24 protein-coding genes are annotated in these 21,955 nt (G+C 65.5%); 16 read left to right on the top strand and 8 right to left on the bottom strand.

Features of this window, described 5'->3' with window-relative positions:
* The first annotated feature begins 7 nt into the window (after positions 1–7).
* The gene (queA, locus tag ACXAD2_RS20620; protein ID WP_475173961.1) at positions 8–1,057 is read left to right on the top strand and encodes a tRNA preQ1(34) S-adenosylmethionine ribosyltransferase-isomerase QueA; all 1,050 of its coding nucleotides are present in this window, start codon (positions 8–10) and stop codon (positions 1,055–1,057) included.
* A gap of 10 nt (positions 1,058–1,067) precedes the next feature.
* Here the strand turns inward: queA and ACXAD2_RS20615 are convergent, their stop codons facing one another.
* Entirely contained in the window at positions 1,068–2,363 is a 1,296-nt protein-coding gene (locus tag ACXAD2_RS20615) for a TadG family pilus assembly protein (protein WP_475173958.1), read from the bottom strand.
* The gene (locus tag ACXAD2_RS20610) at positions 2,363–2,746 is read right to left on the bottom strand and encodes a TadE/TadG family type IV pilus assembly protein (protein ID WP_475173952.1); all 384 of its coding nucleotides are present in this window, start codon (positions 2,744–2,746) and stop codon (positions 2,363–2,365) included. The genes ACXAD2_RS20615 and ACXAD2_RS20610 overlap by 1 nt, the downstream gene beginning before the upstream one ends.
* 439 nt (positions 2,747–3,185) lie before the next feature.
* Here ACXAD2_RS20610 and ACXAD2_RS20605 point away from each other — a divergent pair, with 439 nt between their 5' ends.
* The 3 genes from ACXAD2_RS20605 to lpdA all read left to right on the top strand — a co-directional run bounded on the left by ACXAD2_RS20605 (position 3,186) and on the right by lpdA (position 6,854).
* Positions 3,186–4,487 carry an MFS transporter gene (locus ACXAD2_RS20605; RefSeq protein ID WP_066101004.1) on the top strand — a complete coding sequence of 434 codons (1,302 nt, stop codon included), beginning with the start codon at positions 3,186–3,188 and terminating at the stop codon, positions 4,485–4,487.
* 131 nt (positions 4,488–4,618) lie between these two features.
* On the top strand, positions 4,619–5,203 hold the full coding sequence (locus tag ACXAD2_RS20600; RefSeq protein WP_475173945.1) for a DUF924 family protein: 585 nt from the start codon (positions 4,619–4,621) through the stop codon (positions 5,201–5,203).
* 256 nt (positions 5,204–5,459) lie between these two features.
* Positions 5,460–6,854: a dihydrolipoyl dehydrogenase gene (lpdA, locus tag ACXAD2_RS20595; protein ID WP_475173940.1), complete on the top strand. Its 1,395-nt coding sequence runs from the start codon at positions 5,460–5,462 to the stop codon at positions 6,852–6,854.
* Between the two features lie 213 nt (positions 6,855–7,067).
* Here the strand turns inward: lpdA and ACXAD2_RS20590 are convergent, their stop codons facing one another.
* The 3 genes from ACXAD2_RS20590 to ACXAD2_RS20580 are packed head-to-tail and all read right to left on the bottom strand — an operon-like array spanning position 7,068 to position 8,631.
* Positions 7,068–7,655: an HD domain-containing protein gene (locus ACXAD2_RS20590; protein WP_475173935.1), complete on the bottom strand. Its 588-nt coding sequence runs from the start codon at positions 7,653–7,655 to the stop codon at positions 7,068–7,070.
* Positions 7,652–7,918, bottom strand: a complete 267-nt coding sequence (locus ACXAD2_RS20585; RefSeq protein ID WP_475173933.1) for a hypothetical protein — start codon at positions 7,916–7,918, stop codon at positions 7,652–7,654. The genes ACXAD2_RS20590 and ACXAD2_RS20585 overlap by 4 nt, the downstream gene beginning before the upstream one ends.
* A 59-nt stretch (positions 7,919–7,977) precedes the next feature.
* A complete protein-coding gene (locus ACXAD2_RS20580) occupies positions 7,978–8,631 on the bottom strand; it encodes an alpha/beta hydrolase (protein WP_066100987.1) in 654 nt (217 codons plus the stop codon).
* Positions 8,632–8,799: 168 nt separating this feature from the next.
* On the opposite strand from ACXAD2_RS20580, the gene iscR reads away from it, so the two are divergent.
* The 11 genes from iscR to ACXAD2_RS20525 all read left to right on the top strand — a co-directional run bounded on the left by iscR (position 8,800) and on the right by ACXAD2_RS20525 (position 17,491).
* Positions 8,800–9,285, top strand: a complete 486-nt coding sequence (gene iscR / locus ACXAD2_RS20575; protein WP_066106582.1) for a Fe-S cluster assembly transcriptional regulator IscR — start codon at positions 8,800–8,802, stop codon at positions 9,283–9,285.
* A 71-nt stretch (positions 9,286–9,356) separates the two neighbouring features.
* Positions 9,357–10,400, top strand: coding sequence for a cysteine desulfurase family protein (locus ACXAD2_RS20570; RefSeq protein ID WP_475173921.1), 1,044 nt, complete (start codon positions 9,357–9,359; stop codon positions 10,398–10,400).
* 70 nt (positions 10,401–10,470) lie between these two features.
* Entirely contained in the window at positions 10,471–11,991 is a 1,521-nt protein-coding gene (gene sufB / locus ACXAD2_RS20565) for a Fe-S cluster assembly protein SufB (RefSeq protein ID WP_475173918.1), read from the top strand.
* Between the two features lie 23 nt (positions 11,992–12,014).
* Complete coding sequence (locus ACXAD2_RS20560) at positions 12,015–12,209, top strand: hypothetical protein (RefSeq protein WP_066100979.1); 195 nt, start codon at positions 12,015–12,017, stop codon at positions 12,207–12,209.
* Between the two features lie 10 nt (positions 12,210–12,219).
* Complete coding sequence (locus ACXAD2_RS20555) at positions 12,220–12,537, top strand: heavy metal-binding domain-containing protein (RefSeq protein WP_475173913.1); 318 nt, start codon at positions 12,220–12,222, stop codon at positions 12,535–12,537.
* A complete protein-coding gene (locus ACXAD2_RS20550) occupies positions 12,534–13,130 on the top strand; it encodes a hypothetical protein (protein WP_475173908.1) in 597 nt (198 codons plus the stop codon). The genes ACXAD2_RS20555 and ACXAD2_RS20550 overlap by 4 nt, the downstream gene beginning before the upstream one ends.
* Positions 13,131–13,154: 24 nt before the next feature.
* Entirely contained in the window at positions 13,155–13,910 is a 756-nt protein-coding gene (gene sufC, locus ACXAD2_RS20545; protein ID WP_475173903.1) for a Fe-S cluster assembly ATPase SufC, read from the top strand.
* Positions 13,911–15,191: a Fe-S cluster assembly protein SufD gene (gene sufD / locus ACXAD2_RS20540; protein WP_475173899.1), complete on the top strand. Its 1,281-nt coding sequence runs from the start codon at positions 13,911–13,913 to the stop codon at positions 15,189–15,191.
* Positions 15,191–15,700: a YIP1 family protein gene (locus ACXAD2_RS20535; protein WP_475173894.1), complete on the top strand. Its 510-nt coding sequence runs from the start codon at positions 15,191–15,193 to the stop codon at positions 15,698–15,700. The genes sufD and ACXAD2_RS20535 overlap by 1 nt, the downstream gene beginning before the upstream one ends.
* Entirely contained in the window at positions 15,697–16,278 is a 582-nt protein-coding gene (locus ACXAD2_RS20530; protein ID WP_475173889.1) for a YIP1 family protein, read from the top strand. The genes ACXAD2_RS20535 and ACXAD2_RS20530 overlap by 4 nt, the downstream gene beginning before the upstream one ends.
* A complete protein-coding gene (locus ACXAD2_RS20525; protein WP_475173884.1) occupies positions 16,271–17,491 on the top strand; it encodes a cysteine desulfurase in 1,221 nt (406 codons plus the stop codon). Before ACXAD2_RS20530 ends, ACXAD2_RS20525 begins: the two co-directional genes overlap by 8 nt.
* Before the next feature lie 234 nt (positions 17,492–17,725).
* Here the strand turns inward: ACXAD2_RS20525 and glmS are convergent, their stop codons facing one another.
* Positions 17,726–19,543: a glutamine--fructose-6-phosphate transaminase (isomerizing) gene (glmS, locus tag ACXAD2_RS20520; protein WP_475173879.1), complete on the bottom strand. Its 1,818-nt coding sequence runs from the start codon at positions 19,541–19,543 to the stop codon at positions 17,726–17,728.
* Between the two features lie 4 nt (positions 19,544–19,547).
* Complete coding sequence (gene glmU, locus ACXAD2_RS20515) at positions 19,548–20,918, bottom strand: bifunctional UDP-N-acetylglucosamine diphosphorylase/glucosamine-1-phosphate N-acetyltransferase GlmU (RefSeq protein ID WP_475173874.1); 1,371 nt, start codon at positions 20,916–20,918, stop codon at positions 19,548–19,550.
* Positions 20,919–21,038: 120 nt separating this feature from the next.
* On the opposite strand from glmU, the gene ACXAD2_RS20510 reads away from it, so the two are divergent.
* A complete protein-coding gene (locus ACXAD2_RS20510) occupies positions 21,039–21,701 on the top strand; it encodes an HAD-IA family hydrolase (protein WP_475173868.1) in 663 nt (220 codons plus the stop codon).
* Here the strand turns inward: ACXAD2_RS20510 and ACXAD2_RS20505 are convergent.
* Complete coding sequence (locus ACXAD2_RS20505) at positions 21,691–21,909, bottom strand: hypothetical protein (RefSeq protein WP_475173866.1); 219 nt, start codon at positions 21,907–21,909, stop codon at positions 21,691–21,693. The genes ACXAD2_RS20510 and ACXAD2_RS20505 overlap by 11 nt on opposite strands.
* Positions 21,910–21,955: the final 46 nt, after the last annotated feature.

Genomic DNA, 21,955 nt, shown 5'->3' with positions numbered 1-21,955 from the left:
CAAATCCATGCAGCTTTCCGATTTCGACTTCCCTCTCCCCGAGGACCTCATTGCCACGCGCCCGGCGCATCCGCGCTCTTCGGCGCGGCTGCTGGTGGCCGAGGGGACGCGCATCACCGACGCCATCGTACGCGATCTGACCGACTGGCTGCAGCCCGGCGACCGGCTGGTGCTGAACGACACCAAGGTGATCCCGGCGCGGCTTTCGGGCCTGCGCCATCGCTCCAGCGCGCAGGGCGAGACCGAGGCGCGGATCGAGGTGACGCTGCTCGAGCCGCGCGCGGGCGGGCTCTGGTCGGCCTTGGTCAAGCCGCTCAAGAAGCTGCGCGAGGGCGAGACGGTGGTGTTCTCGGACCAGCTTTCGGCGACGCTTGAGGCGCGCGAGGACGGGCAGGGGCTGCTGCGCTTCAACCTCACCGGCGAGGATTTCGACGCGGCGCTGGCCGAGGCCGGGGCGATGCCGCTGCCGCCCTATATCGCCGCCAAGCGCGCCGCCGATGCCCAAGACAAGGAAGATTATCAGACCGTCTGGGCCAAGAATTCGGGCGCGGTGGCCGCCCCGACGGCCTCGCTGCATTTCGACGACGCTCTGCTGGCGGCGCTGAAGTCGCGGGGCGTGGAGTTCACCCATGTGACGCTGCACGTGGGCGCGGGCACCTTCCTGCCGGTGAAGGTGGACGATGTGACCACCCACAAAATGCACGGCGAATGGGGCGAGGTGACCGAAGTGGCCGCCTCCGAGATCGCCGCCACCAAGGCGGCCGGTGGGCGGGTGATCCCGGTGGGCACCACCGCGCTGCGCCTGATCGAGACCGCCGCGCGCGACACGGGGGCCATCGCGCCGTGGAGCGGAGTGACGGATATCTTCATCTACCCCGGCTTCACCTTCCATGTCGCCGACGCGCTGATGACCAATTTCCACCTGCCGAAATCGACGCTGATGATGCTGGTGGCAGCCTTCATGGGCAAGGAGCGGATGGACCGCGTCTATGCCCATGCCATTGCCGAACGCTACCGGTTCTTCTCTTACGGTGATGCCTCGCTGCTGATCCCCTGAGGGCCAGCGGTCAGCGCAGCACCACCGTATCGCCGTTCAGCATGGTCTCGGCGTTGAGGCAGATCGGAAGAAGCTGCAGATCGGTGGTGATCTCGGAAATCTCCCGCACCAGCGGGTTCACGATCCCGCCGAGCAGATCGAGCGTGCCGGATAGCAGCGTGCCTGTCTCCTCGACCGTTTGGTCAAGGAATTGGCCCAGCGGCCTGTCCGTCGAGACCAGCGCGGGGATGCCCGCGACCGCATCGAGATCGGCAAAGAGCAGCACCTTGACCCCATCGCCAGGCGCGCAGGCTGGCGATCCGGTGAGCAGCTTGTCGGGCCGCAGCCGTACCTCGTCGAGGTCGCGCACCAGCGACAGCAGGTTCGACACCACGAGGCTGGCACGCAGCGACACCTCGCCCTCGAAGCGGATCGGGCATTCGGAAAAGATCGCCGCGTTCTCGACCACGAACCCATCTCCCAAGCGCAGCACCTCTCCCGCCTCGCAGTCGATGTAGACGCTGCCGTCGCTCAGCACCTCGATGTCGTCGAGATCGCGGATGTGCAGGTTCTGCGTGGCGGTGCGGGCGACTGCCTCGATGTCCGACAGGCTGAGCTCTTGCAGGCCGAAGAGGTCGAGCTGGGGCAGGGCGACGCCTTGGGTGAGCAGTTTGTCGATCAGCGCATCGGTTTCTTCGGTCCGCCAGAGCGGCATCTCGCCATAGTCGACACCGGCGTTGGCCATCAGGCAAATGCCAAGAAAGACATCCAGCGCCGAGACATCCACCCGCGTCTGCAGCGACAGCAGCGGCGCGGGGCAGCGCAGCGCGCCACGGGTGCGGAACTGCGCCACGGCCTGACCCTGCAGGTCCCATTTGTCATAGCCAAAGAGGCCGAGAAACAGCAGCGGTTCGGCGCTGTCATGGGCCTCGTCGCGGTTCAGCGTGACCCGCACGGCGTCATAGGGATGCTGGCCGGGCAGGAAGTCGCCGCTTTGCGCGTCGCGTCGCCCGATCTCGAAGCTTTGCTTGTGCCACGCGTTGTCGAGCTTCGCGACCTCCAGCCCGCTGCCCGCGATGCGCTGCGCAACCTTGCGCGGGCTCTGACCGATCAGCGGCTCGGAGGCGCGGGTGGCGGCGCTGAGGGCTGCGGCCTCTGCGTTGGACTGCAGGATTTCCTTCACGCGCCAGGCATTGGCAACGTCGATCGCTGCGCCGCCGAGCAAGGTGCCGATGATCAGCATGAAGAGCGCGATGGCGGTTCCCGCGCCCTCCTCATCGCGCCACAGCCGGGCCCGCAGGCGCGGCCTGATACGGGATGCCGTCATCAGCTGGGCTCCCGCAGCATCGAGATCGATGCCTGCAACTCGCCCACCACGTAGCGGCCCATGACCGGCGTCAGAGACGCTTTGGCCCCCGGCAGGCTGATGCGGGCGTCAACCTCGTCGCGGTCGACCTGCACATCGACGACATAATCGTTGTTGCCGAAAAACAGCCTGCTGCGCAGGTAGTCATTGGCCTCCTCCGGGCGCACCCGGTGGATCGAGACGGCGCGGGCGGTGTCGCGCGCGGCGCTCCACATGTTGGCGTTGACCACCATGAGATAGGCGAAATCCATGATCAGCGCGAGCATGCAGAGCAAAAACGGTGCCCAGATCGCCATTTCCACGGTCAGCGAGCCGTCCTCCTGCTCGCGAAACCTTCTCAGCATGAATGTCTTGCCGAGCCTATGTGTTCTTCCAGTCGTACTCCTCGTGCGCGTCATGACGGATGCGCCCCCTCACTGGTTCCTCCACTGCGCGGGGAAAAACATGTCCCGCACATCTATATTTAGCGCCTGAATTGCGCCTTCTTTGCGGCACGGATGTGGCTGCGCGCCCTTAGAATTCGCCAAGCTGCATGCGACTCCCGGTAAGAGTTTGTTTACCTGACGCATTTTCGCGTTTGTGAAAATGCAACCATGGCGGTGCCATACTATGTGGTTAACAAATCAAGCGGGTTTTCGGTGCGAAATGTGCCCAATTTTGCGACGAATTTAGAATGCTCTTGCGCCGAAAGCGTCGTGAGGGCAGGGCAGGGCAAAGGTAAGAATCGCCGCAGCAGATCGTGACCAAACTGCGTCGCGGCGGATGTGGATAAAGGGGCCGGACATGACCGAGGTTCTGAAGAATTCCTGGGCGCTGCTCTTGGGCGTCATGCTGCTGATGGTGGGCAACGGTCTGCAGGGCTCGCTCTTGGGTGTGCGCGGCGGCGACGCGGGGTTCTCGGCCTTCTCCATGTCGATCGTCATGTCCGGGTATTTCGCCGGCTTCCTGCTCGCCTCGCGGCTGACACCGGGCATGATCCGCCGCGTCGGGCACGTGCGGGTCTTCGCCGCGCTTGGCTCGTTCATCTCGGCGGTGCTGATCCTCTACCCGGCGTTCCCGCATCCCATCGTCTGGACCATCGAGCGGATGATCATCGGCTTTTGCTACTGCGGCGTCTATGTGACCGCCGAAAGCTGGCTCAACAACGCCTCATCGAATGAAAACCGCGGGCAGGCGCTCTCGGCCTATATGATCGTGCAGATGGTTGGCATCATCGCCGCGCAGGGCATGCTGCTGATCCCCGACAGCTCGGGCTTCCTGCTTTTCGTGATCCCCTCGGTGCTGGTTTCGATCGCCTTCGCGCCCATTCTGCTGTCGATCTCGCCGACGCCCGCCTTTGACACCACCCGCCCGATGAGCCTGCTGGAGCTGTTCCACGTCTCGCCGCTGGGCATGGTCGGGATGTTCCTGCTGGGCGGTGTCTTCGCCTCGCAGTTTGGTATGGCGGCGGTCTACGGTTCGGAGGCGGGGCTGAGCCTTGCGCAGATCTCCACCTTCGTCGCGGCCTTCTATGTGGGCGCGCTGGTCACTCAATATCCGCTGGGCTGGCTGTCGGACCGGATGGACCGCCGCGTGCTGGTCATGGTGGTGGCGCTGGTCGGCGGCGTGGCGGCGGCGCTGGCGGTGACGCTTTCGGGGCATTTCACCGTGCTGCTGGCGGCGGCCTTCCTGATCGGCGGCGCCTCGAACCCGCTTTATTCAATCCTCATCGCCCACACCAACGACTTCCTCGGCACGGACCGCATGGCGGCGGCCTCTGCGGGCCTGCTGTTCATCAACGGCCTTGGCGCCATCGCCGGGCCGCTGATCTCGGGCTACGCGATGCAGACGATGGGGCCGGGCGGCTTCTTCATGCTGATCTCGGCGCTGATGCTGGGTCTCACCGGCTATGCGGGCTGGCGCATGACCCGCCGTGCGGCACCGCAGGCGGACGATATCGGCGCCTTCGCTGCAGTCGCGCCCACCGGCTCCATGGTGGCGGTCGAGGTCGCGCAGGAGGCGGTGATCGACGCGCAGGAAGCCGCGGAGGCCGAGATGATCGAGGCCGCGCGCGCCGAGGCCGAGGCCGAAGACAGGCTTAGGTGAGTGCCTGATTTTCGGGCAGACACGGACGAAAGCAGGGATTGTCGCAATTGACAGAATTTGTGACTTCAGCATCCGGTGCAGGCGAATGTAACCTGTTCATGACACCGGAGCGGCACGCAAGGATGGAAGGTATGAAGGCCCCCGAGGATATTCTGGCATTCTGGCTCGACCAGACCGATAGCGACAAATGGTACAAGGTGGACCCGGCGCTCGACGCCGAGATCCGCTCCCAGTTCGAGGAGACTTGGGAAGGCGCGATGGAGGGGCGGTTCGGGCTATGGCTCACCTATCCCAGCGGCGCGCTTGCCTATGTGATCCTGCTCGATCAGTTCTCGCGCAACATGTTCCGCGGCGAGGCCAAGGCCTTTTCGGCGGATGAGATCGCACTGGCGGCAGCGAAACAGGCGATCTGGCGCGGCTGGGATATGAAGATCGACGAGCCCGCGCGGCAGTTCTTCTACCTGCCGCTGATGCATTCCGAGAACCTCTGCGATCAGGAGCGGTGCATCCGTCTGATGAAGGAACGGCTGACCGAGACCGGCGCCAGCAACCTGCTGCACGCTCGGGCACACCGCGAAGTGATCCGCGAGTTCGGGCGCTTCCCCACCCGCAACGAGGCGCTGTCGCGCAATTCGACCTCGCCCGAAAGCGGCTACCTTCAAGGTGGCGGCTATGGCGAGGTGCTGCGCAAACTGCAGGCGGTCGAGGCGGCCTGAGCGGCCAGAACCTCAGATTAGCCCAATGATTTAAGGCCCGTGCGATCCTGTCGCGCGGGCCTTTCTTGTGGTTGGCATCTGCCCGGCGGCAAGCTTTCGCGGGGTGGGTTGCGTATTCCGTCGCGGCCCGTCACCTTGCCCAAAGTCCCGCATCGCCCTAGCTGCCTGCGGGGCAGGCGATCTTTCGCGGCGCGGCGTTGAAGCCCCCGGGGAGATGGTTTAATATCAAACTAATTTGACTCGGCGGGAGAGAGCCATGGCTTCGCAAAGCTTCGATATGATCGTCATCGGTGCCGGACCGGGGGGCTACGTCGCCGCCATCCGCGGCGCCCAACTCGGCCTCAAGGTGGCCGTGGTGGAGCGCGAGCACATGGGCGGCATCTGCCTCAACTGGGGCTGCATCCCGACCAAGGCGCTGCTGCGGTCCTCGGAGATCTACCACTTCATGCAGCGCGCCAAGGACTACGGTCTGAGCGCCGAGAAGATCGGCTACGACCTCGATGCGGTGGTGAAACGCTCGCGCGGTGTGGCCAAGCAGCTGAACTCCGGCGTCACCCATCTTCTCAAGAAGAACAAGGTGACGGCGATCATGGGCGAGGCCTCGATCCCCGCCAAGGGCAAGGTCACGGTCAAGACCGACAAAGGCACCGAAGAGCTGACGGCGAAGAACATCGTCATCGCCACCGGCGCGCGCGCGCGCGAACTGCCGGGCCTCGAGGCGGATGGCGATCTGGTGTGGACCTATAAGCACGCGCTGCAGCCGGGCCGCATGCCCAAGAAGCTGCTGGTCATCGGCTCGGGCGCCATCGGCATCGAGTTCGCGAGCTTCTACAACACGCTCGGCGCCGATACGACGGTGGTCGAGGTGATGGACCGCATCCTGCCCGTCGAGGATGAAGAAATCTCGAAATTCGCCAAGAAGCAGTTCGAGAAGCAGGGCCTGAAGATCCGCGAGAAGACCATGGTCAAGCAGCTTGACCGCGCCAAGGGCAAGGTCACAGCGCATATCGAGCAAGGCGGCAAGGTCACCAAGGAAGAGTTCGACACGGTAATCTCGGCGGTCGGCATCGTCGGCAACACCGAAGGGCTGGGCCTCGAAGAGCTTGGCGTGAAGGTGGAGCGCACGCATGTGGTGGTGGACAAGCACTGCCGCACCGGCATCGAAGGCGTCTACGCGATCGGCGACATCGCCGGCGCGCCCTGGCTGGCGCATAAGGCGAGCCACGAAGGCGTCATGGTGGCCGAACTGATCGCGGGCGGCCATCCGCATGCAGTCGACCCCAACGCCATCGCGGGCTGCACCTACTGCCAGCCGCAGGTGGCCTCGGTCGGCATGACCGAAGCGCAGGCGAAAGAGGCGGGCTATAAGATCAAGGTCGGCCGCTTCCCCTTCATCGGCAACGGCAAGGCGATCGCGCTTGGCGAGCCCGAGGGCATGGTGAAGACCGTTTTCGACGAGAAGACCGGCGAGCTTCTGGGCGCGCATATGGTCGGCGCGGAAGTCACCGAGCTGATCCAGGGCTACGTGGTGGGCCGCCAGCTCGAGACCACCGAAGAAGACCTGATGAACACCGTCTTCCCGCACCCGACGCTGTCGGAGATGATGCACGAAAGCGTGCTCGACGCCTGGGGCCGCGCGATCCACTACTGACGCCGCGCAGGCCGCAAGAAACAAGAAAGGGCGCCCGACCGGGCGCCCTTTTTCGTGTGTCAGGAGAAAGGGGGCGCTGCCCCCTCGGCGCGTCGCGCCTCACCCCCGGGATATTTGGATCTAAGCGAAGCGGGCATCGGGATTCGTCTAGACTGAAATATCCCGGGGGAGGCCGCCGCAGGCGGACGGGGGCAGCGCCCCCATCTTGCAATGTCAGGCCGAAAGCCGCGCGAGGAAGCTCTGCACCTTCGGCGCCAGCCAATCCCAGAGTTTCGGCGCGCCGCTCTGGATCTTTGGCGCCATCTTCTTCTCGAACACCGGCCAGGTTACCTTGTAGTCGACCCATGAGCCGCCCTGCGTGACGAGGTTCATGTTCGGCGGCTGGAACCGGTCGATGGATTTGGCAAAGCGTGCGTCGGGGGTCTCATTGGCTTCGAACTCGTCCCAGAGCGCGCGCAATTCGGTACCCTGATCGGCGGGCAGCAGGCCGAAGAGCCGGTCGGCGGCGGCGGCTTCCTCGGCTTCCTTGGCGGCCTCGTCCACATCCCCGAAGAACGGGTTGTCGCCCGCGTCGATCTCGACGAGATCATGCAGCAGCAGCATCTTGATGACGCGCTCGATGGTCACCCCCTCGGGGGCGTGCTCGCCCAGCACCAGCGCAAAGAGCGCGAGGTGCCAGCTGTGCTCGGCGGAGTTCTCGAAGCGCGCGCCATCCGAGGTCTTGGTGGCGCGGGTCACCGCAGAAAGACGGCCCGCCTCGATGAGAAAGGCCATCTGCGCGTCGAGGCGTTCGGTGCTCATGTGGGCGTGTCCCCGGTGTCCGTGGCGCCGTCTGCATCGAAGCCGCTCGCTTTGGCGGCGTTCAGCCGCTCGACGAGGAAGGCGCGCGCCCGGCGCTCGGCCATGCGCACGCGGATCGAGGTGAGATAGGCTTCCTCAAGGGTGGTGGAGGAGGCGCCAATGACTTTGGCGACCTCCATGAAGAACCGGTCGTCGCCGGTCACTTTCATCACCTTGAACGTGTCATCGGCCAGTTTGTCGGCCAGTTCCTCGGTCAGTTGCATGACGCTCTCCGGGGCTTGGGCTTGCGGACCGCAGCGCGGGCCGGGCCCGCGCCCGCGGCTCAGCGCGTGGTTTCGGTCAGGCGGCGCTTCACGTAGCCGGTGACATTGTCGATCATCGTGTCCATATGCGGCTCTTCGAAGAAGTGGCCGGCGCCCTCGATCTGCTCGTGGGTGATGGTGATGCCCTTCTGCTCCTTGAGCTTGTTCACCAGCGTCGTGGTGTCCGCGGGCGGCGCCACGCGGTCATTTGTGCCGTTGATGATCAGTCCCGACGAGGGGCAGGGGGCGAGGAACGAGAAATCATACATGTTCGCCGGCGGCGAGACCGAGACGAAGCCGGTGATCTCGGGGCGGCGCATCAGCAGTTGCATGCCGATCCAGGCACCAAAAGAAAATCCCGCGACCCAGCAGTGCTTGGAATTGTTATTCATCGACTGCAGGTAGTCGAGCGCCGAGGCGGCGTCGGAAAGCTCGCCGATGCCCTGGTCGTATTCGCCCTGGCTCCGGCCCACGCCGCGGAAATTGAACCGCAGCACGGTGAAACCCATGTTGTAGAAGGCGTAGTGAAGGTTATAGACGACCTTGTTGTTCATCGTCCCGCCGAACTGCGGGTGCGGGTGCAGGACGATGGCAATGGGGGCGTCATTGTCTTTTTGCGGATGATAGCGGCCTTCAAGGCGGCCTTCGGGTCCGGGAAAAATGACCTCGGGCATCGGGCGGAACTGCTCCTGATCGGTGTGCGCGAAATTCTTGACGATATTCCTGCGGCACTTTAGAACGTTTCTAAATCCCGTGTGCGCACGGGAAAGGGCTTCATTGCAGATAGGCAATTGCCCGGTCAAGGTCAATCGGTTGGGCGCATGGCGCCCGGGGAGGCGAGCGTGAAGCTGAGTACGAAAGGGCGCTACGCGATGGTGGCGCTGGTGGACATCGCCCTGCAGCCAGAGGGCGAGCTTGTGACCCTCGGTGACATCTCGAAGCGTCAGGACGTTTCGCTGCCCTATCTCGAGCAGCTTTTCGTCAAGCTGCGGCGCGCGGGGCTGGTGGCCTCTGTGCGCGGGCCGGGCGGCGGATATCGGCTCGCCCAGACCCCCGACGAGATCCGCGTGGTGGACATCCTCGCTGCGGTGGACGAGACCGTGGATGCGATGCACAAGGGGGCTGGCGCCTCGGGCGGGGCTTCGGGCAGCCGGGCGCAATCGCTCTCGAACCGCCTGTGGCAGTCGCTTTCGGCGCATGTCTATGTCTACCTGCATCAGGCGCGGCTGTCGGATGTGGTGAGCAATGCGCTGGCGCCCTGTCCGGCGGTGCCGTCGCTTTTCGCCGTGGTCGACGAACAGGACGAAGTGGCCGCCAGCGAGGCGTGAGGCTCAGACGGCGGCCCGTTCGGTCCGTGACCCCGGGGCGCGTATTTTTGGAACAATGAAAGAGGGGCGGCGTGACGCGGGCCTATCTCGACTGGAATGCGACGGCCCCGCTGCGGGCCGAGGCGCGGGATGCGATGATCGCGGCGATGGATGTCGTGGGCAACCCGTCTTCGGTGCACGCCGAGGGGCGCGCGGCCAAAGGGCTGATGGAAAAGGCGCGGGCGCAGGTCGCGTCGGCGCTGGGGGCCGATGGGGCGGATGTGGTCTTTGTCTCCGGCGCCACCGAGGCGGCGGCGCTGGCCTGTGCCGGGCGCGGGCTGCATGGCGCGGACATCGAGCATGATGCCATGGCGGCATGGCTCACCTGCGACCTGCCGGTGGACGGGCAGGGGCGGGTGAGCGTCACCGACCCGGCGCAGACCGCGCTGCAGGCGGCGAACTCCGAGACCGGCGTCATTCAGGATCTGCCGCAGGGGCTGGCGGTGGTGGATGCCACGCAGGTCTTTGGCAAGCTGCCCTTTGCCTTCAACTGGTCGGGCGCGCAGATGGCCATCGTCTCGGCGCATAAGCTGGGCGGTCCGAAGGGAATCGGCGCGCTGGTGATGAAGCGCGGCACCGACCTGCCGCCGCAGATGAAGGGCGGCGGGCAGGAGATGGGACGCCGCGCGGGCACCGAAAATCTTATCGGTATCGCGGGATTTGGCGCAGCGGCGGAGGCGGCTGCGCGCGATCTGGCCGATGACGTCTGGACAGGAATCGAAAAACTTAGAACAATTCTAGAAAACGCTATTGCGGCTGCCGCCCCAGAGACTATTTTTGTCGGGAATGGTGCGCCGCGCCTGCCGAACACTTCCTGCTTCGCTTTGCCGGGCTGGAAGGGCGAGACGCAGGTGATGCAGATGGATCTGGCCGGCTTCGCGATCTCTGCGGGCTCGGCCTGTTCCAGCGGCAAGGTCCGCGCCTCCCGCGTGCTGCGGGCAATGGGATTTGACGACGACGTGGCCGGCAGCGCAATCCGCGTGAGCCTTGGCCCGACGACACGGGAAGAGGACGTGCTGCGCTTCGCCGAAGCATGGGCACGTCAGTATCGGAAGAAATACGCGCCGGCCTCCTGAGGTCACGCGCGTCACCGGAAACGCAGGGCAGCCCGCATGGTGCGCCCCGGGACGACAGGAGAAAAGGCTGATGGCAGCTTTTGACAACATCACCGTGAAAGAAGGTGTCGAGCAGGAGACCGTTGACGCGGTCGAGGCCGTCTCGACCTACAAATACGGCTGGGAAACCGACATCGAGATGGAATACGCGCCGATGGGCCTCAATGAGGACATCGTGCGTCTGATCTCGGAAAAGAACGAAGAGCCCGAGTGGATGACCGATTGGCGTCTCGAGGCCTTCCGCCGCTGGCTGACCAAGGAAGAGCCCAGCTGGGCGATGGTCGATTACCCCAAGATCGACTTCCAGAAGCAGTATTACTATGCGCGCCCCAAAAGCATGGAGACCAAGCCCAAGTCGCTGGACGAGGTCGACCCCAAGCTGCTGGCCACCTATGAAAAGCTCGGTATCCCGCTCAAGGAGCAGATGATCCTTGCGGGCATCGAAGGTGCCGAAGAGGCGCCCGCCGAAGGCCGCAAGGTCGCTGTGGACGCGGTCTTCGACTCCGTGTCGGTCGGCACCACCTTCCAGAAAGAGCTGGAGAAGGCGGGGGTGATCTTCTGCTCGATCTCCGAGGCGATCAAGAACCACCCCGAGCTGGTCAAGAAGTACCTTGGCTCGGTGGTCCCGGTGTCGGACAACTTCTATGCCACGCTGAACTCGGCGGTCTTCTCGGACGGCTCGTTCGTCTATGTGCCGCCGGGCGTGCGCTGCCCGATGGAGCTGTCGACCTACTTCCGCATCAACGCCGAGAACACCGGCCAGTTCGAGCGGACGCTGATCATCGCCGACAAGGGCTCTTACGTCAGCTACCTCGAGGGCTGCACCGCGCCGAAGCGTGACACCGCGCAGCTGCACGCCGCCGTGGTCGAGATCATCGTCGAGGAAGACGCCGAGGTGAAATACTCGACCGTCCAGAACTGGTTCCCCGGCGACGAGGAAGGCAAGGGCGGCATCTACAACTTCGTCACCAAGCGCGCCGACTGCCGCGGCGACCGTGCCAAGGTGATGTGGACGCAGGTGGAAACCGGCTCGGCCGTGACCTGGAAATACCCGTCGTGCATCCTGCGCGGCAACGAAAGCCAGGGCGAGTTCTACTCGATCGCCATCGCCAACAACCACCAGCAGGCCGACACCGGCACCAAGATGATCCACCTTGGCAAGGACACCAAGAGCCGGATCGTCTCGAAGGGCATCTCGGCGGGCGTGGCGCAGAACACCTATCGTGGTCTGGTGTCGATGCACCCGAAGGCGAAGAACTCGCGCAACTACACGCAGTGCGACAGCCTGCTGATCGGCGACAAATGCGGGGCGCACACGGTTCCCTACATCGAGGTGAAGAACAACTCCTCGCGCTGCGAGCATGAGGCGACCACCTCGAAAGTGGACGACGACCAGCTCTTCTATTGCCGCCAGCGCGGCATGGATGAGGAAGAGGCTGTGGCTCTGGTGGTCAATGGCTTCTGCAAGGAAGTGCTGCAGGCGCTGCCCATGGAGTTCGCCATGGAAGCCCAGCAGCTCGTCGCCATCTCGCTCGAAGGCTCGGTGGGCTAAGGCGCGCCGAAGGGAGAGACCGGATGCTGCAACAGCTGGTTCTGGAGTCCGCCGGGGCGGCGATCGGCGTCTTTCTTGGCGTGCTGATCGGGCTAGGCGTGCGCAAGCGCAAGGGCAACACCGAGGGGCTGATGGCCAACTCGGTGCTGCTCACCGCAAGCGCCGCGGCGGGCCTCGCGCTCATCGTCATGATGGCGTTCCGCTACTTTCTGGGCTGAGGGCTGAGCGATGATCGTCACCACCACCAACAGCATCGAAGGCCACCGCATCACCTCTTACAAAGGGGTCGTGGTGGGCGAGGCGATCATGGGCGCGAATGTCGTGCGTGATCTCTTTGCCTCGATCACCGATGTGATCGGCGGGCGCTCCGGCGCCTATGAGGCCAAGCTGCAGGACGCGCGCGACGTGGCCATGCGTGAACTCAAGGAGCGCGCCACCGCGCTCGGCGGGAACGCGGTGGTCGGCGTCGATCTCGATTACGAGGTGGTGGGCAACTCGATGCTCATGGTCTCGGTGTCGGGCACGGCGGTGGTGATCACCCCATGAGCGACGTGCTGACCCGGCCCGAGCTCACGCTCCCCGAGGCGGAGGCCGCGCTCCTGCGCGCCGAATACGCCGCGGCGGAGGTGGTCCTCGAGTATGGGTCGGGCGGCTCGACGGTGCTGGCGTCCGAGATGCCGGGCAAATCGGTGTTCTCGGTGGAGTCGGGCAAGGACTGGGCGCAGATGATGCGCCGCTGGCTTGCCGCCAACCCGCCCGCGCAGGGCACCGAGGTGGATGTCATCTGGTCCGACATCGGGCCGACAAAGGAATGGGGGCACCCGGTGAGCGACGCCGAATGGCGCAGCTTCCCCGAGTACCCGCTGAAAGTTTGGGACCTGCCCGAGTTCCGCCAGCCCGACGTGGTGCTGGTCGACGGGCGTTTCCGCGAGGGTTGCGCGCTTGCCGCCGCCTTCATGACCGAGAAACCGCTGGTGCTGCTCTTCGACGATTACGCGCCGCGGCACCACTATCACAAGGTCGAGCACTGGCTCGGCCGACCGCAAATGACCGGGCGCATGGCCCGGTTCGAGATCGTCCCTCAGGCCTTCCCGGTGAAGGATCTGCTGCGGATCATGAAACTGACCGTGCGGCCCTGACCGCACCCCCAAGGAGGGAAACCTATGCTGGAAATTAAAAACCTTCAGGTGAAGCTGGAAGAAGAGGACAAGCAGATCCTCAAAGGTGTGGACCTGACCGTCGAAGCGGGCAAGGTGCATGCGATCATGGGCCCGAACGGTTCGGGCAAGTCGACCCTGTCCTACGTCCTGTCGGGCAAGGACGGCTACGAGGTGACCGGCGGCGAAGCCACGCTCGGCGGTGAAGACATCCTCGACATGGAGCCCGAAGAGCGCGCCGCAGCCGGCCTCTTCCTCGCGTTCCAATACCCGGTGGAAATCCCCGGCGTCGGCAACATGACCTTCCTGCGCACCGCGGTGAACTCGCAGCGCAAGGCCCGTGGTCAGGAAGAAATGTCCTCGACCGAGTTCCTCAAGGTCGTGCGCGAGAAGGCGAAATCGCTGAAGATCGACGCCGAGATGCTCAAGCGTCCGGTCAACGTCGGCTTCTCGGGCGGTGAGAAAAAGCGCAACGAAATCCTGCAGATGGCGATGCTCGAGCCGAAGATGTGCATCCTCGACGAGACCAACTCCGGCCTCGACGTCGACGCCATGAAGCTGGTCGCCGACGGTGTGAACGCGCTGCGCGACGAAGGCCGCGGCTTCCTCGTGATCACCCACTACCAGCGCCTTCTGGACCACATCAAACCCGACGTCGTGCACATCATGTCGAACGGCCGCATCATCAAGACCGGCGGCCCCGAGCTGGCGCTCGAAGTCGAGCAGAACGGCTATGCGGACATCATCGAGGAGGAAGCGTAAATGGCACTTCCCCAAGTCAAACAGACCGCGACCGACACGCGGCTGGCGGCGCTGAGCCTGCCCGAGGGTGGCTGGTCGCGCCCCGCCCGCGAGGCGGCGCTGACGCGCGTGCAGGCCATGGGTCTGCCCGGCGCCCGTGACGAGTATTGGAAATACACCCGCCCCGAGACGCTGACCGCCGCCGAGGCCCCCTCGGCTGCTGTCATGGACGTCTCGGATGAGGCACCGGTGTTCGGCGAACGCGACACCCTCAAGGTGGTCTTCGTCGACGGTGTGTTCAGCGCCGAGGAGTCGGACGATCTGGCCCTCGACGGCGTCAGCATCGAGCGTCTTGCAGAAACGTCGGACATCCACTGGGCCAAGGACCTCTATGGCCAGCTGGAGACGGCGGGTCAGACCCCGGTCGAGCGCCCGCTCGCCGCGCTCAACACCGCCTTCGCCAGCGACGGTCTGCTGATCCGGGTGACCGGCAAGGCCAGCAAGCCGCTGCACCTGATCTACCGCCATGCCGAGGACACCTCGGATGCGATCCTGCACCATGTGGTGAAGGTCGAAGAGGGCGGCGATCTGACGGTGCTGGAATCCGGCCCGGCTGCGGCGCGCTTCAACAAGGTGATGGAAGTGGACGTGGCCGATGGCGCGGGCTTCCACCACGTGCGCGTGCAGGGCCGTGACCACGAGCGCCGCGCGGCGACGCATGTCTTCGCCCGTCTCGGCACCGAGAGCACCTTCAAGACCTTCACCCTGACCGTCAACGGCGTGCTCACGCGCAACGAATGCGTGGTCGAACTGACCGGCGACGATGCGCTGTGCCACATCGCGGGCGCCTGCATGGGCGATGGCGATTTCCACCACGACGACACGGTGTTCATCACCCATGACGCGGTGAACTGCGAAAGCCGTCAGGTGTTCAAGAAGGTGCTGCGCAACGGCGCGACCGGCGTGTTCCAGGGCAAGATCCTCGTGCAGCCCGGCGCTCAGAAGACCGACGGTTACCAGATCAGCCAGTCGCTGCTGCTTGATGAGGACAGCCAGTTCCTCGCCAAGCCCGAGCTGGAAATCTATGCCGATGACGTCGCCTGTTCGCACGGTTCGACCTCGGGGGCGATCGACGAAGATGGCCTCTTCTACCTGCGCGCCCGCGGCGTGTCGCGTGGCGAGGCCGAAGACCTGCTGACCATCGCCTTCATCGCCGAGGCGGTGCAGGAGGTCGAGGACGAGAGCATCCAGGAAGAGATCAACGGTCTCGTCGCTGCCTGGCTGGGCCGGCGCCGCGGCTGATGTCGCTCTCGCGCGAGATTGTCGCCACCTATCGGGGGCCGGGCGCGGTGATGCGCCGCCTGCTGTCGCAGGGCCCCCGCGAGGACCGGGCGCTGATGTTTGCCATGGTGGCCTGCGCAATCTTCTTCGTTGCGCAACTGCCGGGCCTCGCGCGGCAGGCACATCTGGAGCAGGTTGACCTCAACCCTTTGATGGGCGCCTCGCTTCTGGCCTGCATGGTGATCCTGCCGCTTGCGCTTTACGTGCTGGCGGCGCTGAGCCATCTCGTGGCCAAACTCTTTCGCGGGCAGGGCTCCGGCTATGGCGCCCGGCTCGCCTTGTTCTGGGCGCTGCTGGCGGCCAGTCCGCTGGTGCTGCTGAACGGGCTCGTCGCGGGCTTTGTCGGCGAGGGGGCGCAGCTGTCACTGGTCGGCCTGCTGTGGTTCGCGGTGTTCCTCTGGTTCTGGCTGCGCTGCCTGATCGTTGCCGAGCGCCCCGCCGAGCCGGTGACCGGACGGCCCGCCACATGAGCGCCGCGGCCCTGCTTTCGCTGGCGTGGCAGACCATCGTCGCCCCGCGCGAGGTGGCGCGTCTGCTGATCTCGCTGCGGCTGTCGCGCGAGGTGCTGCTGACCGGTTTCGCGCTGGTGGTGGTGCTGAACGGGCTGATCGTCGGGCTGATGCAGCTCGGTGGCGAGGTGCCCGCGGGCATGTTGCTGGCACCCGTGCCGATGGGGCTGCTGCTGGCGACGATGCTGGCCGCCTCGATCGCCATGATGACATGGGCCGGACGCACCTTGGGCGGCTCGGGCCGGATCGAGGATGTGGCGGTGCTGCTGATCTGGCTGCAGGCGCTGCGCGCGCTGGCGCAGCTGGGGGTGGCGCTTCTGGGCGCGGTCTCGGGCGGGCTGGCGCTGCTTGTCGTGCTGGGCAGCCTCATCGTGGGCATCTGGATCCTCGTCAATTTTCTCGACGAGGCGCATGGTCTCGGCAGCCCTTTCAAGGCGCTGCTGGTGCTGATACTCGCAAGCGTGGCGCTGGTTCTGGCGCTGATGATGATCGTCTCCCTGCTGGGAGTTGGGCCGAACGGGATGGCTGGCTATGTATGACGTGCAAAAAATCCGCGAAGATTTTCCGATCCTGTCGCGCAAGGTGAACGGCAAGCCGCTGACCTATCTTGACAATGGCGCCTCGGCGCAGAAGCCGCAGGTGGTGATCGACGCCGTGACCCGTGGCTATGCCGAGGAATATTCCAACGTCCACCGCGGTCTGCACTACCTGTCGAACCTCGCCACCGAGAAATACGAGGGTGTGCGGGGCACCATCGCGCGCTTTCTCGGCGCGAAGGACGAGGAAGAGGTGGTCTTCTCCAATGGCTCGACCATGGGCATCAACCTCGTCGCCTACGGCTGGGCCATGCCGCGCCTTGAGGCGGGGGATGAGATCATCCTGTCGGTCATGGAGCACCACGCCAATATCGTGCCGTGGCACTTCCTGCGCGAGCGGCAGGGTGTGGTGATCAAATGGGTCGATGTGGACGCCACGGGCGCGCTCGACCCGCAGGCGGTGAACGACGCGATCACCCCCAAGACCAAGCTTATCGCCGTCACGCAGGTGTCGAACGTGCTGGGCACGGTGGTCGACGTAAAGACCATCGCCGCCGCCGCCCGCGAGAAGGGCGTGCCGGTTCTGGTCGACGGCTCGCAGGGCGCGGTGCACATGCCGGTGGACGTCGAAGATCTCGGCTGCGACTTCTACGCCATCACCGGGCATAAGCTCTACGGCCCCTCGGGGTCCGGCGCGATCTGGATCCGCAAGGAGCGGCAGGCCGAGATGCGCCCCTTCCTTGGCGGCGGCGACATGATCCGCGAGGTCCACAAGGACTGCATCACCTATGCCGAGCCGCCGATGAAATTCGAAGCCGGCACCCCCGGCATCGTGCAGCAGATCGGCCTCGGCGTGGCGCTCGAATACATGATGAGCCTCGGCATGGACAACATCGCCGCCCATGAAGCGAAGCTTGCGAAATATGCCGCGTCAAAGCTGCAGGGGCTGAACTGGCTCAACGTGCAGGGCACCACGCCGGACAAGGCGGCGATCTTCTCCTTCACGCTCGATGGGGCGGCGCATGCGCATGACATCTCGACGATCCTCGACAAGAAGGGCGTCGCGGTGCGCGCGGGCCACCACTGCGCCGGGCCGCTGATGGATCACCTCGGGGTCTCGGCCACCTGCCGCGCCTCCTTTGGTCTCTACAACACCGAGGCCGAGGTCGACACGCTGGTCGAGGCGCTGGAACTGGCGCACGAGCTTTTCGCCTGAGCTTTGGCCTGAGTTTTTGGCCGGAAGTTTTGACCTGAGCCCTTGCCGGGCCGGGTGCCGGGCGGCGCTGCCGGATTCGCGTATTTGAAAAGAGAAGAAGCCCCGGGGGTCGCGCGGACCCTCGGGGCTTTGTGCATTCGCAGCTTCGTCTAGACGCAAATATCCCGGGGGAGGCCGCGCAGCGGACGGGGGCAGAGCCCCCATCTTGCGTCGGCGCGCCGCAGCCGAACGGCCTTACTCCACCGTCACCGATTTCGCGAGGTTGCGCGGCTGGTCCACGTCGGTGCCCTTGGCGATGGCGGCGTGATAGGCCAGCAGCTGCGCCGGCAGCGCGTAGAGCAGCGGGGCGAGGCGCTCGTCGACCTCGGGCAGGGTGATGCTCGACCAGATGCCGCTGCCAGCCGCCTCGATGCCGCCGGCGCAGGAAATCAGGCAGACCTTGCCGCCGCGCGCCATCACCTCCTGCATGTTGGAGACGGTCTTGTCGAAAAGCCCGTCACGCGGGGCCATGACGATCACCGGCACGCTCTTGTCGATGAGCGCGATCGGCCCGTGCTTCAGCTCTCCGCTCGCATAGGCTTCGGCGTGGATGTAGCTGATCTCTTTGAGCTTCAGCGCGCCTTCGAGCGCCAGCGGATACATCATGCCGCGGCCCAGAAAGAGCACGTCGCGCGCCTCGGCGATCTTGCGGGCGGCCTCGGCGATGGTCTCGTCGCGATCAAGCGCGGCGTTGAACAGCCCGGGCAGGGCGCGCAGCTGCGCCAGCAGCTCGGCCTTCTCGGCGGCATCCATGCGCTCGCGCACCTCGGCGGCCTTGATGGCCAGCAGCAGCAGCACGTTGAGCTGGCAGGTGAAAGCCTTGGTCGAGGCGACGCCGACCTCTACACCAGCGTGGATCGGCAGCGCCAGATCGCTCTCACGGGCGATGGTCGAGGTCTCGACGTTGACCACCGAAACGATCTTGTCGGCCCGTCCGGCGCAGTAGCGCAGCGCCGCCAGCGTGTCGGCGGTCTCGCCCGACTGGCTCACAAACAGCGCCACGGTGCCCTTGGTCACCGGCGGCTCGCGGTAGCGGAACTCCGAGGCGATATCCACCTCGACGGGGATGCGGGCCAGCTTTTCGAACCAGTATTTGGCGGTGAGGCAGGCGTAATAGGCGGTGCCGCAGGCGACCAGCACCATCCGGTCGATCTGCGAAAAATCCAGCCCGGGCTGCGGCAGCACGATCTCGTCGCCCTTGAGATAGGCCCCCAGCGCCTCGGCCAGCACGGTGGGCTGCTGGGCGATCTCCTTGGCCATGAAGTGCTTGTAGCCGGCCTTGTCGACCTGCGTCTGATCGAGGCGGACCTGCTTGATCTCGCGCTCCACCGGCGCGCCGGTCTCGTCGAAGATCTCGGCCCCGGCGCGGCTGACCACGGCCCAGTCGCCCTCTTCGAGATAGCTGATGCGGTCGGTCATCGGGGCGAGGGCGATGGCGTCCGAGCCCACGAACATCTCGCCGCTCCCATGTCCGATGGCCAGCGGCGAGCCCTTGCGCGCGGCGACGATGAGGTCTTCCTCGCCATCGAAGAGGAAGGCGAGGGCAAAGGCGCCCTCAAGCCGGCCGAGCGCCTTGGAGGCGGCCTCGACCGGCGCCATGCCCAGATCGAGGTAGTGCGACACGAGCATGGCGACGGTCTCGGTGTCGGTGTCGGTTTCCGGGGTCAGCCCGCAGGCGGCCAGCTCGCTGCGCAGCTCGCGGAAGTTCTCGATGATGCCATTGTGCACGACCGAGACCTTGCCCGCCTGATGCGGGTGGGCGTTGCGCGCGGTGGGCGCGCCATGGGTGGCCCAGCGGGTGTGGCCGATGCCCGACTTGCCGCGAAGCGGCTCATGCACCAGCAGGTCCGACAGGTTCACCAGCTTACCAACGGCGCGGCGGCGGTCGAGCTTGCCGTCGTTGACGGTGGCGATGCCCGCGCTGTCATAGCCGCGATATTCGAGCCGGCGCAGCGCCTCGACCAGCATGGGGGCGACCTCGTGTGTGCCCAGAACTCCTACGATGCCACACATGGTCTTATTCCTTCTTTCCGGCGGTCTGCTCCGCCTTTTGGGCGGCTTTCTTTGCCCGCAGCATGTCGCGCAGTCTGGTGGCAAAGCCCGGTTTGGTCACCTGTTTCGTGCGCCCCAGCGCCAGCGCCCCGGCGGGCACATCCTCGGTCACCACCGAGCCCGAGCCGGTCATCGCGCCGTCGCCGACCGTCACCGGCGCCACCAGCATGGTGTCGGAGCCGATGAAGGCCTCTTTGCCAATGGTGGTGCGGTGCTTGAAGAAGCCGTCGTAATTGCAGGTGATGGTGCCTGCGCCGATGTTTGTGCGCTCGCCCACGTCGGCATCGCCCAGATAGGTCAGGTGGTTGGCTTTCACCCCTTCGGCCAGATAGGCGTTCTTCACCTCGACGAAATTGCCCACATGCACGTCCTCGGCCAGTTCAGCGCCGGGGCGCAGGCGGGCGTAGGGGCCGACGATGGCACCACGGCTGACGTGGCAGCCTTCGAGGTGGGAAAACGCGCGAATGCGCGCGCCGCTCTCGACGGTGACGCCGGGGCCAAAGACCACATTGGGCTCGATCTCGGCGTCGCGGCCAATGTAGCTGTCCCACGCAAAGAAGACGGTCTCGGGGGCGAGCATCATCACCCCGTCGTCCAGCAGCTCGGCACGCTTGCGGGACTGGAAGGCGGCCTCGGCAGCGCGCAGCTCGGCGCGGGAGTTGATGCCCAGCGTCTCGGCCTCGTCGCAGCGCACGACACCCGCCGAAAGGCCGCGAGTGCGGGCGATCTCGACGATATCGGTGAGGTAATACTCGCCCGACGCGTTGTCGTTGCCCACGGCGTCGATGAGATCAAAGAGCGTCTGGCTGGCCGCGCAGACCACGCCGGAATTGCACAGGGTGATGGCGCGCTCGGCCTCGGAGGCGTCTTTGAATTCGACAATCCGCTCCAGCGCGTCGCCTGTGGTGATCAGGCGGCCGTAACGGCCCGGATCGGCGGCCTCGAAGCCCAGCACCACCACGTCATGCTTGGCGCGGGCCTCGCGCATGGCCTCGAGCGTGGCGTCGGTGATGAAGGGCGTGTCGCCGTAAAGCACCAGCGCATCGCCTTCGAACCCCGCAAGGGCGGGCTTGGCCTGCGCCACAGCATGGGCGGTGCCAAGCTGCTCGGACTGAATCACCACCTGCGCTTCGGGGGCGAAGTCGGCGGTGGAGGCGGTGACCTCCTCGGCGCCATGACCGGCGACCACCACGGCGCGCGAGGGCTCCAGCGCCTGTCCGGCGCGCAGCGCGTGCCACAGCAGCGGCGCCTGACCGAGACGGTGCAAAACCTTGGGGAGGTCGGATTCCATCCGGGTGCCCTTGCCTGCGGCAAGGAGGATCAGCGCGATGCTCATGCGGTTTCCTGTTTGTCTTCTGCCTGCGCCCGTTTTATCCGCTTGAGGCAGGGGGGCAAGGTGCCCCATGTCACGTTGGATTTCAGCCTGTGACAGGGCAGGGCGAAAGGGACAAGCAGAATGCGCACGGTGGTCTTTGATCTCGACGGCACGCTCGCCGACACCAGCGGCGACCTGATCGCTGCCGCCAATGCCTGTTTCGAAGGCATGGGGCTGGAGGTCCGGCTCGACCCTGACGCCGACGCAGGTATAGCGGTGAAAGGCGGGCGCGCCATGCTGACCGCCGGGCTGGAGCGTGAGAATGCCTTTTCCGAGGAGTTGATCGCGCGCTGGTATCCCGAGCTTCTGTCGGTCTATGGCGAGGCGATCGACCGCTACACCCGGTTCTACCCCGGTGCGCTGGAGGCTGTGTCCGGCCTGCGCGCGGCGGGGTACAAGGTGAGCATCTGCACCAACAAGCCCGAGGGGCTGGCGCAGACGCTGATGGAGCGGATGGGCGCGCGGGGCCATTTCGATGCGCTCATCGGGGCCGACACGCTATCCACCCGCAAGCCCGATCCGGCGCCCTATGTGGCGGCGGTGGAACGCGCAGGCGGCGCGGTGGCGCAAAGCCTGCTGGTCGGCGATACGGCGACCGACCGCAACACCGCTAAGGCGGCGGGCGTGCCCTGCATCCTCGTCGGCTTCGGCCCTGATGGCGAGGCGGTGCGCGATCTGGCCCCCGACGCGATGATCGGCCATTTCGACGAGCTGTCCGAAGCGGTGGCGCGGCTCATCGGCTGAGCCTGAGCCGCCATTTCGGGAATTTCCGAAACAGCTTTCCCACCAACAGCCCTGTGAGGGAACGCGCCTCCCGCAGCGGAGCCAGCGCGAGGTGCCGCCGTTTCGCGCGGCGCTGCGCTGCCAATTCGGTCAGCGCCGCCTGTTTCTCCAGCGCATAAGAGGTCGTGGCCTGCTGCGCTTGGTGCAGCGGCTGCAAAAGAACCTGCATCGCGGCTCTCCTTCTGATATTGAAAGATGTGCCTTCGTGGGATCCA

It is taken from the genome of Salipiger sp. ABN3_019 (genome assembly GCF_056158605.1).
This window is presented reverse-complemented; position numbering and strand designations above follow the sequence as displayed.

Bases quoted from the DNA above. Each gene is read 5' to 3' on its own strand.
- queA (WP_475173961.1), top strand. From the start codon at position 8: ATGCAGCTTTCCGATTTCGACTTCCCTCTCCCCGAGGACCTCATTGCC.
- ACXAD2_RS20615 (WP_475173958.1), bottom strand. From the start codon at position 2,363: ATGACGGCATCCCGTATCAGGCCGCGCCTGCGGGCCCGGCTGTGGCGC.
- ACXAD2_RS20610 (WP_475173952.1), bottom strand. From the start codon at position 2,746: ATGCTGAGAAGGTTTCGCGAGCAGGAGGACGGCTCGCTGACCGTGGAA.
- ACXAD2_RS20605 (WP_066101004.1), top strand. From the start codon at position 3,186: ATGACCGAGGTTCTGAAGAATTCCTGGGCGCTGCTCTTGGGCGTCATG.
- ACXAD2_RS20600 (WP_475173945.1), top strand. From the start codon at position 4,619: ATGAAGGCCCCCGAGGATATTCTGGCATTCTGGCTCGACCAGACCGAT.
- lpdA (WP_475173940.1), top strand. From the start codon at position 5,460: ATGGCTTCGCAAAGCTTCGATATGATCGTCATCGGTGCCGGACCGGGG.
- ACXAD2_RS20590 (WP_475173935.1), bottom strand. From the start codon at position 7,655: ATGAGCACCGAACGCCTCGACGCGCAGATGGCCTTTCTCATCGAGGCG.
- ACXAD2_RS20585 (WP_475173933.1), bottom strand. From the start codon at position 7,918: ATGCAACTGACCGAGGAACTGGCCGACAAACTGGCCGATGACACGTTC.
- ACXAD2_RS20580 (WP_066100987.1), bottom strand. From the start codon at position 8,631: ATGCCCGAGGTCATTTTTCCCGGACCCGAAGGCCGCCTTGAAGGCCGC.
- sufB (WP_475173918.1), top strand. From the start codon at position 10,471: ATGGCAGCTTTTGACAACATCACCGTGAAAGAAGGTGTCGAGCAGGAG.
- ACXAD2_RS20560 (WP_066100979.1), top strand. From the start codon at position 12,015: ATGCTGCAACAGCTGGTTCTGGAGTCCGCCGGGGCGGCGATCGGCGTC.
- ACXAD2_RS20555 (WP_475173913.1), top strand. From the start codon at position 12,220: ATGATCGTCACCACCACCAACAGCATCGAAGGCCACCGCATCACCTCT.
- ACXAD2_RS20550 (WP_475173908.1), top strand. From the start codon at position 12,534: ATGAGCGACGTGCTGACCCGGCCCGAGCTCACGCTCCCCGAGGCGGAG.
- sufC (WP_475173903.1), top strand. From the start codon at position 13,155: ATGCTGGAAATTAAAAACCTTCAGGTGAAGCTGGAAGAAGAGGACAAG.
- sufD (WP_475173899.1), top strand. From the start codon at position 13,911: ATGGCACTTCCCCAAGTCAAACAGACCGCGACCGACACGCGGCTGGCG.
- ACXAD2_RS20535 (WP_475173894.1), top strand. From the start codon at position 15,191: ATGTCGCTCTCGCGCGAGATTGTCGCCACCTATCGGGGGCCGGGCGCG.
- ACXAD2_RS20530 (WP_475173889.1), top strand. From the start codon at position 15,697: ATGAGCGCCGCGGCCCTGCTTTCGCTGGCGTGGCAGACCATCGTCGCC.
- ACXAD2_RS20525 (WP_475173884.1), top strand. From the start codon at position 16,271: ATGTATGACGTGCAAAAAATCCGCGAAGATTTTCCGATCCTGTCGCGC.
- glmS (WP_475173879.1), bottom strand. From the start codon at position 19,543: ATGTGTGGCATCGTAGGAGTTCTGGGCACACACGAGGTCGCCCCCATG.
- glmU (WP_475173874.1), bottom strand. From the start codon at position 20,918: ATGAGCATCGCGCTGATCCTCCTTGCCGCAGGCAAGGGCACCCGGATG.
- ACXAD2_RS20510 (WP_475173868.1), top strand. From the start codon at position 21,039: ATGCGCACGGTGGTCTTTGATCTCGACGGCACGCTCGCCGACACCAGC.
- ACXAD2_RS20505 (WP_475173866.1), bottom strand. From the start codon at position 21,909: ATGCAGGTTCTTTTGCAGCCGCTGCACCAAGCGCAGCAGGCCACGACC.